The sequence below is a fragment of the Thermohahella caldifontis genome (assembly GCF_041153465.1).
GTDB classification, from domain to species: Bacteria; Pseudomonadota; Gammaproteobacteria; order Pseudomonadales; family Oleiphilaceae; genus Thermohahella; species Thermohahella caldifontis.
Genome location: NZ_CP154858.1, coordinates 418,036 through 433,420 on the forward strand (window position 1 = coordinate 418,036; position 15,385 = coordinate 433,420).

General features: G+C 59.7%; 13 protein-coding genes. 6 read left to right on the forward strand and 7 right to left on the reverse strand.

Going from position 1 to position 15,385, the window contains the following annotated elements:
- Window positions 1-11 precede the first annotated feature (11 nt).
- The 7 genes from AAIA72_RS02040 to AAIA72_RS02070 all read right to left on the reverse strand — a co-directional run bounded on the left by AAIA72_RS02040 (window position 12) and on the right by AAIA72_RS02070 (window position 8,116).
- Window positions 12-1,028, reverse strand: coding sequence for an ABC transporter ATP-binding protein (locus AAIA72_RS02040; RefSeq protein WP_369601792.1), 1,017 nt, complete (start codon window positions 1,026-1,028; stop codon window positions 12-14).
- Entirely contained in the window at window positions 1,021-2,004 is a 984-nt protein-coding gene (locus tag AAIA72_RS02045) for an ABC transporter ATP-binding protein (protein ID WP_369601793.1), read from the reverse strand. Before AAIA72_RS02045 ends, AAIA72_RS02040 begins: the two co-directional genes overlap by 8 nt.
- Before the next feature lie 3 nt (window positions 2,005-2,007).
- The gene (locus AAIA72_RS02050) at window positions 2,008-2,961 is read right to left on the reverse strand and encodes an ABC transporter permease (protein ID WP_369601794.1); all 954 of its coding nucleotides are present in this window, start codon (window positions 2,959-2,961) and stop codon (window positions 2,008-2,010) included.
- Window positions 2,958-3,938 (reverse strand): ABC transporter permease, encoded by a 981-nt coding sequence (locus AAIA72_RS02055; protein WP_369601795.1) that lies wholly within the window; start codon window positions 3,936-3,938, stop codon window positions 2,958-2,960. Before AAIA72_RS02055 ends, AAIA72_RS02050 begins: the two co-directional genes overlap by 4 nt.
- 59 nt (window positions 3,939-3,997) lie before the next feature.
- The gene (locus AAIA72_RS02060) at window positions 3,998-5,560 is read right to left on the reverse strand and encodes an ABC transporter substrate-binding protein (RefSeq protein ID WP_369601796.1); all 1,563 of its coding nucleotides are present in this window, start codon (window positions 5,558-5,560) and stop codon (window positions 3,998-4,000) included.
- 133 nt (window positions 5,561-5,693) lie between these two features.
- Entirely contained in the window at window positions 5,694-7,841 is a 2,148-nt protein-coding gene (locus AAIA72_RS02065) for a GNAT family N-acetyltransferase (RefSeq protein ID WP_369601797.1), read from the reverse strand.
- Window positions 7,838-8,116, reverse strand: coding sequence for a hypothetical protein (locus tag AAIA72_RS02070; RefSeq protein WP_369601798.1), 279 nt, complete (start codon window positions 8,114-8,116; stop codon window positions 7,838-7,840). Before AAIA72_RS02070 ends, AAIA72_RS02065 begins: the two co-directional genes overlap by 4 nt.
- Window positions 8,117-8,348: 232 nt before the next feature.
- Between AAIA72_RS02070 and AAIA72_RS02075 the strand changes: the two genes are divergently transcribed.
- The 6 genes from AAIA72_RS02075 to AAIA72_RS02100 are packed head-to-tail and all read left to right on the forward strand — an operon-like array spanning window position 8,349 to window position 15,378.
- Window positions 8,349-8,852 (forward strand): type VI secretion system-associated FHA domain protein, encoded by a 504-nt coding sequence (locus AAIA72_RS02075; RefSeq protein WP_369601799.1) that lies wholly within the window; start codon window positions 8,349-8,351, stop codon window positions 8,850-8,852.
- 46 nt (window positions 8,853-8,898) lie between these two features.
- Complete coding sequence (locus tag AAIA72_RS02080; protein ID WP_369601800.1) at window positions 8,899-9,381, forward strand: type VI secretion system-associated FHA domain protein; 483 nt, start codon at window positions 8,899-8,901, stop codon at window positions 9,379-9,381.
- Window position 9,382: 1 nt separating this feature from the next.
- Window positions 9,383-9,862 carry a type VI secretion system lipoprotein TssJ gene (tssJ, locus tag AAIA72_RS02085; protein WP_369601801.1) on the forward strand — a complete coding sequence of 160 codons (480 nt, stop codon included), beginning with the start codon at window positions 9,383-9,385 and terminating at the stop codon, window positions 9,860-9,862.
- Window positions 9,863-9,891: 29 nt separating this feature from the next.
- Window positions 9,892-11,211 carry a type VI secretion system baseplate subunit TssK gene (tssK, locus tag AAIA72_RS02090; protein ID WP_369601802.1) on the forward strand — a complete coding sequence of 440 codons (1,320 nt, stop codon included), beginning with the start codon at window positions 9,892-9,894 and terminating at the stop codon, window positions 11,209-11,211.
- Window positions 11,212-11,242: 31 nt separating this feature from the next.
- Window positions 11,243-12,106: a type IVB secretion system protein IcmH/DotU gene (gene icmH, locus AAIA72_RS02095; protein ID WP_369601803.1), complete on the forward strand. Its 864-nt coding sequence runs from the start codon at window positions 11,243-11,245 to the stop codon at window positions 12,104-12,106.
- Complete coding sequence (locus AAIA72_RS02100; RefSeq protein WP_369601804.1) at window positions 12,103-15,378, forward strand: type VI secretion IcmF C-terminal domain-containing protein; 3,276 nt, start codon at window positions 12,103-12,105, stop codon at window positions 15,376-15,378. The genes icmH and AAIA72_RS02100 overlap by 4 nt, the downstream gene beginning before the upstream one ends.
- Window positions 15,379-15,385: the final 7 nt, after the last annotated feature.

A 15,385-nucleotide genomic window follows, 5' to 3' on the forward strand; every position in this document is an offset into this window, starting at 1 on the left:
CGGTGATCCGTTCAAAGGCGACCTTCCTCGACAGCATGACACGCGACCCGCGTTTCGTCCACTGTTCTCAGCTTCGGAACCTCGTTACGGCAGCGCTCGTTGGCATAGGGGCAACGCCCGTGGAACACGCACCCGGAGGGCAGGTTGACCGGCGTCGGCACCTCGCCCTTGAGCCGGATGAAGTTCGGCCGGTCGTCCTTGAGTCGCGGAATCGCGCTCAGCAACGCCTGCGTATAAGGGTGACGCGGCATGGCGAACAGCTTGCGGGTGGGGGCATATTCGCACACCGTCCCCAGATACATCACTGCCACCGAGGTGCCGAAGTGCTCGACCACGGCCAGGTCGTGGGTGATGAACATGTAGGTCAGGTTGCGCTGTTCGCGGGCATCCATCAGCAGGTTCAGCACCTGGGCCTGGATGGAGACATCCAGTGCCGAAATGGGTTCGTCCGCCACAATGAATTCCGGGTCCACAATCAGAGCCCGCGCGATACTGATCCGCTGTCTCTGCCCGCCCGAAAATTCATGGGGGTAGCGCACACCCCAGGACGGATCCACGCCCACCGAGAACATGACCTCGTGGATCTTGTCCCGGCGCTCGGTGGCAGACAACTCCGGCTGGTGAAACCGGATGGGCTCTTCCAGCGTCTGGAAGATGGTCATGCGCGGATTCAGGGACGCATACGGATTCTGAAAGATCATCTGCATGCGCTTTCGCCAGGGCAGCAGGGCCTTCTGGCTCAGGTGATCGATGCGCTGTCCGTCGTAATGGATCTCGCCCGACGTGGGCGAGATCAGCCCCATGACCGTCCGGGCCACCGTGGACTTGCCGCAGCCGGACTCACCGACCACGCACAGGGCTTCACCACGCGGGATGTCCAGTGTGACACCGTTGATGGCATGCACGTATTCCTGCTTGCGCACCAGCTTGCCCTTCTCGAACTTCAGCTGATCCAGAAAATCCCCTGAAATGCTGAAGCGCTTGTAGAGATTGCGGATTTCCAGCAGGGACTTGCCCGTATTACTCATCCTCGGCCTCCCGGACCAGTTCTTCGACCATGTGACACGCCACTTCGCAGCCACCCGAACGGACGAAGGTGGGGAGGATGTGCTTGCAGGCGTCACGCACGTAGTCGCAACGCGGATGGAAGGGGCAGCCCGGCGGAATGCGATGCAAAGGAGGCATGGTGCCGCGGATCTGATTCAGTCTCTGGCCGGGCAGTGCCTGCTGGGGCAGGGCATTGATCAGGCCCTGAGTATAGGGGTGTTGCGGGTCATTGATGATTTCCCGGGTCGGGCCCTGTTCGATGATCCGGCCCGCATACATCACGACCATTCGCTGGGTGACCTGGGAGACCACGCCCAGATCGTGTGTGATGAGGATCAGCGCAAGATTCTGACTTTCGCACAGATCCAGGAGCAGGGCCATGATTTCTGCCTGAATGGTCACGTCCAGCGCCGTGGTGGGTTCATCCGCAATAATGATGTCCGGGTTGAGCAGCAGGGCGATGGCAATGATGACACGCTGCCGCATGCCACCGGACAACTCGTGGGGATACTGGTCCAGCCGGGTTTCTGGGGAAGGAATCTGAACCAGGCGCAGCTTCTCCACAGCGATGGCCCGGGCTTCATCGACAGAAATCTGAGTGTGCGCCGTCAGGCACTCCACCATCTGCTGTCCGATGGTCAGCACCGGGTTGAGTGTCATCATCGGATCCTGAAAGATCATGCTGATCCGGTTGCCCCGGATCTTGCGCATCTGTTCCGGGGACAGGCTCGCCAGATCCTGGCCTTCGAAAAGAATCTGGCCTCCGGAAATGTAACCCGGCCGGCTGATGAGATTGAGGATGGAGAAGGCGGCCACGGACTTGCCGGCACCGGATTCGCCGACAATGCCCAGCCGTTCGCCCCGGTTGAGCGTGAAACTGATGTCATGCAGTGCAGTCACATCGCCGGTTCTCAGACCGAAACGGACCTGCAGGTTCTTGACCTCGAGAAGTGCCATGTGTCAGCCCTTGTAGAGTTTCGGATTGAGTACGTCGCGGAGCCAGTCGCCCAGCAGATTCATCACCAGCACCAGACCGATGAGAACCAGACCGGGGATGATGGTGATCCACCAGGCCCCTGAAAAGATGTACTCGAATCCGGAAGAAATCAGCGAGCCCAGGGAGGGCTTGGAAACCGGCATGCCCAGTCCGAGGAAAGACAGGGAGGCCTCGGAAATGATGGCATTGGCAATCTGCACGGTGGAAATGACCAGAATGGGTGACAGCGTATTGGGCAGAATGTGCCTGAACATGATCCGTGCCGAGGGCATACCCATGACCCTTGCCGCATCCACGTATTCCTTCTTCTTCTCGGCCAGCACCGAGGCGCGGATGGTTCGCGCATACTGGGGCCATTCCGCAATACCGATGACGAGAATCAACATGATGAGCGCCAGTTCCTGATACAGCTCCGTGCCGAAAGCGGCCTGAAAGACGGCCAGCACGATGATGGCGACCATCATGGTGGAGAAGGACAGCTGAACGTCCGCGATGCGCATGAGAATGGCATCCACGCGCCCTCCGAAGTAGCCGGCAGTCAACCCCAGCACCACCCCCAGGAAGGCCTGCAGCAGCACGGCGCCGATGCCGATGGTCAGTGAAATGCGTGTGCCATAGAGAATGGTGGACCAGAGGTCCCGGCCCTGTGCATCGGTACCCAGAATAAAGCGTTCGTCACCGTTCTCTTCCCAGATGGGCGGCAGTTCCGAGTCCATGATGTCGATCTGCGTCTGATCGTACGGATCATAGGGCGCAATGACCGGTGCCAGCAGTGCCGCCATCACGTAGATGAACAGCAGGGTGAAGCTGATGATGGCCACCTTGTCGCGTTTGAAACTGTGCCAGAAGTGGGAGTCACGGAAACGTTCCCACGCGGAAGGTGCTGCTTCCTGTTCCAGAACTGTCTGATCACTCATGCCTTATTGCCTGCAACTTTGACCATGGGATTTACCAGACCATAAATCAGGTCAACCACCGTATTGGTCACAACGAAAATGGCGCCGACGACGATCAGATACGCCACAATCAGTGGGGTATCCACCCGGTTGACGGCCTCAAGGAAAAGAAAACCCATGCCCGGCCACTGGAACACGGTTTCGGTCAGTATGGTGTAGGCCACCATGGTGCCAATCTGGACGCCACCGACGGTGATGACCGGCAGCATGGTATTCTTGAATGCGTGGACAAAATAAATCCGTGCCGGCGACAGGCCCTTGGCCCATGCAAAGCGTACATAGTCCTGCTCCAGTACCTCCATCATCTCCGAGCGGATCAGGCGGATGAAGAGGGGCAGCATGATGGATGCAAGCGAAACGGCAGGCAGTACCAGATGTTTCAGCCCGTCAGCCGTTACCAGTCCGGTATTCCAGTACCCGAAGACGTGTACGGTTTCCCCGCGCCCGAAGGACGGCATCCACCCGAGCTCAATGGCAAAGATGAACATCAGCATGATGGCGGTCAGGAAGACCGGGATAGAAATTCCGACAATACTCAGGCCCATGACCACCTTGGTCAGCCAGGCTTGCGGGCGAATGGCGCAATAGATGCCCAGAGGAATGGACAGCGTCACGATAATCAGTGTGGCCGCAAAGACCAGCTCCAGCGTTGCCGGAAGCTTCTTCAGAATGACCGTCAGTGCCGGCTCCTTGAAGAAATAGGAGGTGCCCAGGTCTCCATGCAGGGCGTTTTTCAGAAAGCGGCCATACTGCACCAGAAAGGGATCGTTGAGACCGAGCTGTTCACGCAGTGCGTCACGCTCCGCCTCAGATACGGACTGCCCCACCATCTCGCGAAGGGGGTCACCCAGATTGTCCTGTATGGAAAAGCTGATCAGGCTGATCACGAACATCACAATGATGCCCTGAATCAGTCTGCGAATAAAAAATGCCAGCATGATTCACCTTGTAGCCTGCAAAAAGGGCGCGCATGTGCGCGCCCTGTCGGCGATTCGCCTTACTTGACGACCAGGTCACCCAGGTACGGGAAGTTCATGACGTTGACGACGTCTTCGATCATGACATTCTTCTTGCTTGCCCAGGCCAGGTTCTGCCAGTGCAAGGGAATGAATGCGGCTTCGTCATACAGGATCTTTTCGATGCCCTGCATGATTTCCGCCCGCTTCTTCGGATCGGTTTCGACATTGGCCTGGCGAACCATCTCGTCCACTTTCGGGTTGCAGTAGTTGCCACTGTTGTACTGGCCCCATCCTGTCTTTTCATCCGGACAGGTAGCGAGGAACTCGTAGAAGTTGTTGGAGTCCTCGGTATCGGAGTGCCAGCCAATCATCATGATGTCAGCAGACCGTTTGTCGAACTCGGGCCAGTACTGAGCCTTCGGCATGGTCTTCAGGTCTACCTTGATGTTGATCTTGGACAGCATGGCTGCAACCGCCTGAGCAATTTTCTCGTCATTCACATAGCGGTTGTTGGGCGCCATCATGGTGACCGTGAAGCCATTTTCATACCCGGCTTCCTTCATCAGCTGCTTTGCCTTCTTCAGATCAAAGCGCGGCTTGAGGTCCGGGTTATGGCCGAGATAGCCTTTCGGACTCATCTGCGCGGCAGGTGTGGCAAAGCCCTTCATGATCTTCTTGACAATGCCCACCTGGTTGACGGCATAGTTGATGGCCTGACGGACGCGTACATCCTTGAATTCCGGACGGCGGTTCTGGTTCATCTGGAACATGATGATCCGGGTGCCGCTCATGGTGACCAGCTTGTCCTTGTCGCTCTTGCGAATACGCTCCAGATCATTGGGCGGAACCGGTGCGATGAAGTCCACATCTCCGGAGAGCAGGGCAGCGACACGGGTCGGGTCTTCCTTGATCGGTGTCAGCGTAATGTGATCAACATTGCCCTTTGATGCCTTGTCCCAGTAATCCTTGAAGCGCGCGAACTCAACCCGCACACCCTGTTCACGATAGGTAATGGTGTAGGGGCCGGTGCCACTGACGTGGCGGGAGGCAAAGGAGTTGCCGTGCTTGACGATGGCATCCTTGGGATTGCCGTTTTCGTCAGTCCCGCTGTAGAACGCACTGTCCATCGGGAAGATGTAGGTGGCATTGTTGAGTACCAGCGGGAAGGGATTCTTGGTGACCAGGTCTACGGTATAGTCATCGACCTGCTTTGCCGCCTCGAATGGCTCGAAGATGCCCTTGAAGTCGGGAGAGTTGCGCAGACGGTTGAAGGTCCACACCACGTCCTTGGCGGTCAGGGTATTGCCGCTGTGGAACTTGACACCCTTGCGGAGGTAGAAGCGAACGGTGCGGTCGTCAATCCGTTCCCACTTTTCAGCCAGACGCGGCTCGAAAGTCAAATCCTTGGTCCAGCGCACGAGCGGATCAAAAACCATGTGTGACAGTTGCAATGTGCCGCCTGACAGCTGCTCATGCGGGTCGAGGGATACCGGATCGGCATCGTAGGCGACCTTGAGGTCTGCCGCCATGACAGGAGAAGCAATCAGCCCCAGGCTGAGCGCCGCACCAGCGAGATAATGGAGAGCTTTTTTCTTTTTCATTATGGTTTTCCTTTGTTGTTGCGTTTGCCGAATGGACATACGTCCATTCAGGCTACAGAAATCCGGCGCAATGACCAATCGAAAATATGAAAGACGTTATGTGCGGAATGAATGACGAGGGGGCAGGGCGCGATCAGGCAGCTTCCAGATACGCCAGAAGCGCCTTCCGCCAGGCGTTTTCGGCTGCCGAAGGATGACCATGGTCAAACAGCCGGCACAGATCAGCCCAGTTGCGCTGCTGGAGAACCCGCGCCACCGTCCAGCGGCGGAATTCGGGGGCCAGACGTCTCCAGGTGCCGGTTTCTACCTGAAGAATCAGCCATTCCCTCAGCTGGGGCAGTACCTGATCCAGCGGTCGCTGTCCGCGCGCGTAGGCCAGCAGCTGGCGTGGCGGCGAATCGGGCCAGGGTGAGGGATCGCGGGACAGGGAGCAGAGCAACTCATCCAGCAGGCCGGGTGCGGCATGGGCCAGCGCCGTCGGCCCATAGGTCTGAAGCGTCGCTTCCAGGGCACGTTGCGCCTGAGTCGCACAGCCAAAGGACTGGAAACAGCGGATCACCCCCACGGCATGAGACGCGGTCCAGGTGTCCTGCCGGGTGCCGAGATAGAAGGCATCGAAGTGCTGCCGGTGCCAGAAACGCAGGACCCGCTCGTCCCCGGCAAACACGGCGCCTGCACCGGCCAGCCCGGGGTATTCTGCATTCAGATGCTGAACCAGCTTGTGCAGCAGCAAGGAGCCCACGCCCATGTTCTGGCAGCGCGGGTGCACTGCAATGCGCATGATCCGCGCCCACAGGTGTTTCAGTGGTGCCTTGTCCACACTGATCTGTGTCAGCAACTGGGGCAGGACATGGCCACGGGGCCGCCTGCGCCCTTCCGTAATCGCCTCAATCAGTTCCGGATCACCCAGAGCGCCTTCGAGGACGAACCAGCCAAGGCCCACCACCTCATCCCCGCTGAAAGCGGCGAAGAGCCGGCCTGAGGGGGCATCGAGCAGAACCTTCAGATCGTCAGGCGTGGTGCGGTAATGGGCTTCGCGCAGCAGGGTAAAACAGTGTTCCAGCAAGCGCTCGTCCGCATCCAGCTCGGATGCGGGAATGGCTCTGAAAGTGAGCAGTGTGTCGCCGCTGACCTGCACATCGGGCAATGGCGTCTGCTGGAGGAAGAGCCGATTGCACCAGGCTTCAAGCGGATCGCCGGCAGACCAGCGCATGGGGTATGCCAGTTCCAGCGTGCGCAGTTGCGGGCAGATGGCCCGGATACCCGGTTCCACCCTCAGACGGAATCCCTGCCCGCTGCCTTCATAACCACAGGTTGTAGTGGCCAGTGCCACACGTCTGTAATGGCGGACAAGTTGCAGAACGACCGGGGCCGGCATGGCGGCCGCTTCATCAATCAGCAGCAGATCTGCATCCGGAAGATCGCGCAGCAAGGCGTCCGGTGTCATGAAGGTCAGGTGGGGATGAGTCGGCATGCCGGACTGCTGTTCAAAATGGCGCAGCAGGTTTTGTACGGCCAGCTTGTCCGGTGCAGTGACCAGAATCCGGGCTTCCGGTCTGGACGTCAGAATGCGTGCCGCCGCAATCCCCATGGCGGCGGACTTGCCACGGCCCCGGTCAGCCATCAGGACCAGCGGGCGGCGGGCACGCTGGGACATCAGCCGCACAAGGGCTTCGATGGCTTCGGATTGCGTTACGGCCGTGTCACGCATCACCACGGGCAGACGCGCGGGAGCCTCCGGTGTCACGCGCCAGATGACACCCTTTTCCGACAGGACCAGTACCGGGAAAGGACTCTGTGCGACCTGGGTTCTGAATCGCTGCAGAAAGAGCCCGTTGCCCGAATCGGGCCGGGAAGGCCAGGCCAGCAGTCGTTCCAGATCCCGGTCGGATTCGGGGCGCCAGCGCATCATGTCGGGCATCAGCACACACCAGACACCACCCCCTCTTACCCAGCCCTGGCTGGCAGCCAGCGCATTGGCAATGAGCCCCTGACGCACGTCCACAATGACCCGCTCAAACTCCTGGCCGAGATATTGGCGAAAATTTTCGGGGGGTGTGCGGGGCGTTGCCATGACCGGCAGTCCGGCAGCGGAAAGCAACAACCCGCCACCCGGACACAGGGCTTCAAGGCCTTCCAGAAAGGCGGGCAACAAGGCTTCGGAGTGAACTTCCACCCAAAGCGGCAAGCGGAAACCTTCGCGGCGGCACTGAGCCAGAATGGGTGACAGGGCGCTCAGCTCGTCAGCCAGCACTTCATGACCAAAAACACTGAAACTCAAACGGCCTGATACTCCGGCTTGTCAGGGCGGGGGCGACGATCCGTCCCGAGCCACTTGATTACAAAAACAGCGTGCCCGGTTTCAGCGAAGCTTTCCTTCATGACGCAACTAACGGCATGATTCACTGCATCAAATTCCCCGAATACCTGGGTGCTGATCCGGTTTGGCAGAACCTCGATATCAGGGAACGACTGCAGCCGGGCGATGACCTTGCGGACCCGTTCAGCAAAATCGTCCTGCAGCGGATAGAAACTCAGTTCAGCAGAAACCAGCATGGCGGGCACCTGTATCGTCCATTTGGATGAGATCGCTATGATACCCGTTTTGTCCGGCGGTCAGAAGTGCGACGCACAAAAAATGTGCAGCAAGTGGTGTGATTCGCTTTTCGCAGCCGGGAGCCAGGCCCGAAATTATACTTTTTGGACTATTGCCCCGGTGGTTTCGGCTTTGATAATTTAATCCGCGTTGCAGGACGCATCATTCCCATCACTCAAGGAAGAGGTCAGTATGGAACTGGTATTGTGCATATCCCGCCATCCCGAAGGCGTTGAAATTCCTCACTCCCGTTATACGTTCGATCTGCTTGGCGGCGTCATTGGTCGTGGTCAGGATTGCGACTGGGTGCTTCCGGATCCCAGACGTATCCTGTCTTCCCATCACGCGCTGGTGGGCGTGGAGAACCGCTGCTTTTTCATCGAGGATACGTCCACCAACGGTGTTTACGTCAATCAGTCATCCCGGCCTCTGGGGCGGAACCAGCGGCATGTGCTGTGCAGCGGGGATACGTTGCGCATGGGTGAATATGTGCTGGATGTGGTGGCGACCGGAAAGGAAGAAACCCGGCATTCCGACATGCCGGCCGCTGAGCCGGAGCCAGAACCGGTCGCGGCTTCCGGTCTGGCGCATGGGGCAGATTTCGGCCCCACCGATTTTTCCCCGCGGAACCGGAAGCGAAGGCTGAGCCGGTGGCCACGATTGCCCCGCAGGAGCCCCCCGGGGACGTGCCCGTGAACCGGTCGCATCACAGTCCGTGTCGTCGGAACAGGCATACCGGGAAATGAGTGCGGATACGGCCTGGTCCCTGTTTGTCCGCGAACTGGGTATCGAGGATTATCTGCGGTTGCGTGAATCGGAAGACACCGTCCGGCAGCTTGCCCGGGTTTACCGCAGTGCACTCCGCGTGATCCTGAAGCTGTTGAGCGAGGAGGCGGCATTTTACCGTCGTCATCACCTGACGCCACCGGACGAAGGCGCTTCCGAGGTCAATCCCATGCGCATCTCGGTCAACGAACGCCAGCTCCTTCAGCAACTGATCTTTGACCGGCAGCCCGAATGCATGGATATCGAACATACCATGCAGGACACCTGTGAAGGCCTCACGCGCCACATGCATGCCCTCGAAGCAGTGGTGGCGAGTCTTTGCCCGAGGAAGGCCTTCAGTGGCCGGGACGGCTCGGTGAAACGTGAAAGACAACGGGCACAATGGCTCGAACAGATCATGCGTGAACGTTATTTTGCCAAGGACAGGGAGAAAGCCTGACGTGACCGGTCTCAGACATCATTTGGCCGTGCTTGTCTGGATTCTGGCAAGTCTGGCGATGACAGGCTGTGCCGGCTGGATCAGGTCGGACACCACCAAGCTGGATCTGAGAATGACCGCCGGTGCGGATCTCAATCCCGATCTCAGCGGGCGACCTTCTCCGGTAGTCATCCGGATCTTCGAGCTCAAGGCGCCCTCACTTTTTGCAAATGCGGATTTTGTCGCCCTCTACGAGTACACTCAGGATACGCTGGGGGTTGACTTGGTGCGTTCCGAGGAGCTGGTGCTGGCGCCTGGCGAATCTCGGCATTTCAAGTATGCCCTGGCACCGGAGACCAATTTTGTGGGGGTCATGGCAGCCTACCGGGATATCAGTCAGGCGAACTGGCGACAGATCTTGCCGGTTGCCGCCGGTGAACGAAACAAGGCACAGTTGATCATGGATGCACGGGGTATTTCGGCCGTTGGTGCCGGTCAATAGAAAAGCGCGCTGCAGGGAGCAGACGGATCATGGAATCGATCGTGTGGTCAGAGGGCTTGCTGCTCAAGCCACACCATTTTCAACAGCAGGATGCACTGCACCGCGATGCACTGACACAGCGGACACGGTGGGTGTGCAGTGATCTTTGGGGCGTTGCGGAGCTTGAGGTCAGCCAGAATCAGCTGGAAAACGGTATTGTTGAACTGACACGCCTGCAGGCGCTGTTTCCCGATGGCACCGCGATTGACCTGCATGGCGCGGAGGCACGGAGGCTTTCCGTTTCCGTGCAGGAAGCACCCGTCACCGTATGGCTGGTCCTGCCAGCGGAGGGTCAGGTTCGTCTGGACGAAGATCAGGCCGGGCGAGACGCACCCCGACAGGTTGTCTGGCGGACCGTTGCCAGCGATGTGCAGGATGGTGCCGGTGAGGAGGAGATCGCCTTCTCCCGCCCGAATCCGCACTTGTCCTTGTCGCCGCCGGACAGTTCTCAGACCGGCTTACCCATCCTCAGAGTTTCGGCCATCCTGGGGCAGGACGTGTTGCGCCTTGATCACGGATTCATTCCGCCGGTGCTCAATGCCAACCGGGTTGAGCCCGTGCGGGCACCGCTTGCGGAATTGCTGGCCCTGCTGGAGCGCAGAAGCCAGCAGTTGGGACATCTGATCCGGCGCAGTCGCGTCAGTCTGGCGGCCCGCCTCAACGAAACCCTGGCCCTGGCCGCCGTCAACCGTGCGCTGTCGGCCGGTCGCTTTCTCGCATCGCGACGCAGCGCCCTGCTGACGGATCATCTGCAATGGCTCCTTGCTCTTGCAGCGGATCTGGCTGCGCTGGAAGGACAATCTTTCCCGGACGAAACATTGCCCGATTATGATCACGCCCGACCGGGCGATGTGCTCGAGGTCCTGTTGCCGCGCATCCGGCAGGCGCTGGCCGGTATTTACCAGTCACGGGCCACATCCGTTGAAATCCGGGCGAGCAAACCCGGCTGGCATCTGGCGACCTTTCAGGACAGCGGCCTGTTGCGCGGTGCGGACATCGTTCTGGCCATCAAGGCCGATCTGGGTGGGCAGCAATTTTCGCGGGTGGTCAGGCAGCAAATCAAGATTGCCGCACCCGGTGCCCTCAGGGATCTTGTGTCGCTTCAGCTGCCAGGCATGGAGCTGGCCCCCCTCACCGTGATACCCGCTGATCTGCCCACGCTCAACGGATATCACTACTTTACGCTGTCTCAGGAGGGGCGTTTCTGGAAGGACGTCCTGGATGAGTCGGCGCTGGCCATACACGTATCCGGTGACATCCCCGGGCTGGATCTGGCCATGTGGTCAGTGCGCCGGTCGGCAGCAGACTGAAAGCATCAGCATAATCTGGAGAAGTCGCATCATGGATGAGCGTACTGTTTTTCTTCCCGACATCGTGGCAGACGACCGTACCGAGTTTGCCAGGGATGATCAGGGCTGGGCACACCCCTCGGGGTATGGCGAACCGGACTTTACGGGCGAGTCAGGCCCGTCCATGGGCATGTGGCTCAACAAGCCTTTCGTGCATGTGGAAAACCACGATCGGGCACTCGGCCGCAATGTGCTGGCGGATGCCGCTCAACCCTTGTTCAACCACCTGCAGATATTGCTTGAAGGGGGGGCATTGAAGCAGCCGCGGGCCACGCTGAAGGACGACATCGAACTGTTCGAGCGTGCCGTTCATGAATGCGGCATCGAATGGCCGCGCATCCGTCTGGCGCGTTATGTGCTGTGCACATTTGCTGATGAAGTGCTGGGTGTGCAGGGACTGACCCGAAGCGGAGAGGAAACGCTGCTCTTTCATTTTCACCAGGAAACCTGGGGCGGGGAAGGCGTTTTCTGGGCGCTCAGACGGTGCTGCGAGCAGGCCGTCGATCACTGGATGGAAATCGAGCTGATCTACTTTTGTCTGACCATGGGATTTCAGGGGCAGTTCCGGCGCGAGAAAAATGGCCTGCAGCAAGTGGAGCGGTTGCGGACCATGCTGTGGGGCGTCCTGCAGCGACTCGGCCGGGTCGCTGCGCCCAATCCCCTTGCACAGATACCGCCCATGGCGCCGGTCAGGGTCTCCCGTAGTCAGGTGTTGCTGCCCGTCCTGTTCATGGTGATCCTTGTCCTGTCGGCGGGTGTGGTGTTCGTCAGCAGGACGGATACGGAGTCGGAAGTGAATGCATTGGCAGCCCGGCTGAGTGCGCTCAATCAGACCCTCGGGGAGGCAGCAAAATGATCGGTAACCGGATGCGTCGCAGGCCGCTGCTCCGACCGCTGGCGGAGGGGAAGGGACGCGTTTCCCTGATTCTGGTGCTCTTGTCGGCCATTCTGATCCTGCTCTTCGGTCAGCATCTGATCTGGGCCGGTCAGGCACCCCTGGCCCCTGCCGGATGGCGCATGCTGGTGGCGGCGCTGCTGTTGCTGGCATGGGCCGTGTATTACGGCTTGCGTTATGTTGTACCGCGCCAGACCGCAGCGGATCTGGATCGTCAGGGCATGGAAGCCCGTCTTGAGCGGGAGGCCCGGCAGATACACCGTCATCTGACAAGACAGCGCTGTCTGGACAGTCTGGGCAGGCGACCGCATATCCGGCGTCATCTGTGGATTCTCAATGTGGCGGATGCGGATCTTGAGAGCGCATTGTGTCTGTCAGGACGCCGGCGCCTCATTCACGAGAGTCACGCACTCGGTGTTCGCGTCGTCGAGATCGGTTCCTTGCGTTGTCTCGTCGCACGCGAAACCGGTGATTCGGCCTTGCAGTCCCGGCAGGACAGCGTGACGGCAATTCTGGCCAGGGTACTTTATTCAGGGACAAGGCCGGCCCCGGATGCGGTACTCTGGCAGGTGAAGGCTCAGGATCTCATTCATGATGAAAATCAGTGCCTGATGCAACTGGGGAGACTGAACGAAGCCGTGGCATCCCGAACCGCCACGCCCGTGCCGCTGATGATCTGGATGACCGGGCTGGACACGTTGCAGGGCAGCGAAGTGGTTTGGAGTCCCCGGCGTCGCGAAGTGAGCGGTTTCGATTTTGATACCGGCACAGATCAACTCATCGTGAACTGGCATCAGGGGGCACAGGTTGTTTTCGAGCGTACCCGGGGGGCGGTGCACGATGTGCTGGCCTCGGAGACGGATCCGGCCGTACGCATGCGCGGACTGCGGTTTCTGGCCGAGATTCACGAACTCCTGAACAGCATGGAGCGCGTGCTGTTTCGGCTGGGCAACGACGTCGCAGTGAATGTTCTGAAACCCGTAACCTTTGCGCTCGGAGAATGTGCACAGCGGTTTGCGGATGCGTCCGCACATCCGGTACTTTCCCGTATTCCGCTCCCGGGTCAGGGGCATGAGCGTGCACGCTGGCGGAAGTGGGGACTCGGCCTGGCGTGGCTGAGTGCTGCCACGGCCTCCGCTGCCTTTGCGACCATCAGCTGGCAGGATCGGCAGGCTGCCCACTCAATTCTCCTGCCGCTATCAGACGCTGTGGATCAGCAGGCGGAGGCGGATCGGGGAGCGGCCCTTGCAAGCCTGAGGTCCTGGGATTCCCTGAGATCACAGGTCGCTGCTGCCATGAAAGAGACCACGGTTTCGCTTGATGCACTGGACGGTCCGCTCAGTGCCGGCTATGCGTCTCGCCTGGTCCGGGCGCTTTCGGAAGACGGAGAGGCCTGGATTCTCGGGCAGGTCCGTCAGGCAGACCGGAATTATCAGACGCTTTCACGACTCAGCCGCATGGTGGCTGCATTTGAGGGGCAGGGCGAGTGGTCAGATACACTCCGTCAGGCATGGCTGGCGCCTTGGGCGGACGAACCGGCCGCCGCGCGCTGGCTGAATGACTACATTGCGCTCGGGCACAAGGCTGCCATGCCGGATGCCAGAGCGGCATTGCTTGAAGCCATGTCGGAAGTGCCCCTTGAAGAGCAGTTGATCGCCCGTCTGCTGGATGAGGAAATGATTGCCCGGATGGGGTACGTGGATACGGAGACATTACTGGGGCGCGAGGCCAGGAACTGGCTGCGTGATGACCGGGTGATTCGCCTGCCACGCTATTTCACCGCAGCGGGTTATCACACTGCATTTGCGCCGGGATTGGAATCCCTGCTGGATGAACTGGAGCAGGAATCAAGACAGATACAGGGTGAAAGCGCTCATTTTCCGCGTGACGCGCTCAAGGCTGCTGCCGAGAATGCATACGCTGACGCCGTGCAGAAGGCCTGGTCCGCAGCTCTCGATCAGATCGGGATCCGGCGGCCCCGCAATGACGAGCTGGCTGATTATCTTGCCTGGCTGGGCAGCCGCAGTGATTCGCCGGTGCGCCATCTGTTCGAATCAGTGGTCACGCTGACCGATTACAGTCTGACCACAACCGCCAGCCGGGTCTCGGTTGAAAAGGCCCTGAGACTCGCATCACTGGGGACGGGCTCTGCTGCACGCCTTGCGGTCAGGGCAAAACGCCTGCAGACAGCGCTGGGCGAAAACGCCATGCCGGCAGACAAGTCTCTTGATGTTCCCCCGCAACTGAAGGAAGTGCAGCTCCGCTTCAGAGACGTTCAGCAGTGGTTGCCTGGCAACACTGCGGCCGGGCGCTGGGATGCCCTGGCGGATGTCCTGAAAAAACTGGCTGACGAACTCCGCGAGCAGGCCGACTTGTCACCGTCGGAGCAGTTCACGTCCGCCAGCCGTCAACTGACATCGGACACCGCTTTCCGTGATTACCGGGCCTGGATGAGTACGGCAAGAAGCTTGCCCGGGCCGGCTCGGGAATGGGTGGTTGCATCCCTTGCGCAGTACCGTGGCAATCAGGCCGCTGCAGTCAAGTCGCAGATCGCTCAGGCCTACGGTGTGCTTCAGAAGGCATGGCACGAGCAGTTTGAGGGCCGTTATCCGTTCAGTGCTGAAGGTGGCGATGCGGACATGGCGTCGCTGGAGCGGTTTTTCGGGCCCAAGGGGGATCTGTCCCGCTTTATCGAGACCTATGTTCAACCGTTCGCCATCAAGAACAATGCCGGTTATCGGAACAAGGGTGGGGCCGGATCGCTGGGCTTCTCGAATCGCGCGCTGGCAGTGTTCACCTGGGCCGATGCCTTGCGGAATACGCTATTCGACGAGAGTGGTACATTCCATGTGGGCATGACATGGCGCCCGCAGTATCTGGATGCCAACCTGAGCATGTTCGGGTTGAGCGTTTATGATGAAAGTCTGACCTACCGGCACGGTCCGCTGCTCAGGAAAAGTACGATCTGGACCGCGGGGGATGACCCGGAGCGGGCGGTGGTCAGACTGGTGGATTACAACGGGCTGACCTACCACGAAGCCTTCGAGGGCCCTTGGGCGCTGCACCGCATGTTCATGCGCTTCCGTCCCAGGCAGATCAGCAGCAGCCGTTATCAGGTCGAATTCGAGGTACAGGGCCGCCGTGCCGTTTACGATCTGTCTTTCGACAAGCCCGATGCCTGGTCTCTGCTGGCGCAGGCCAGCAGCATCGAACTCGTTCCCTTGTTTGACTGAGGTGCCG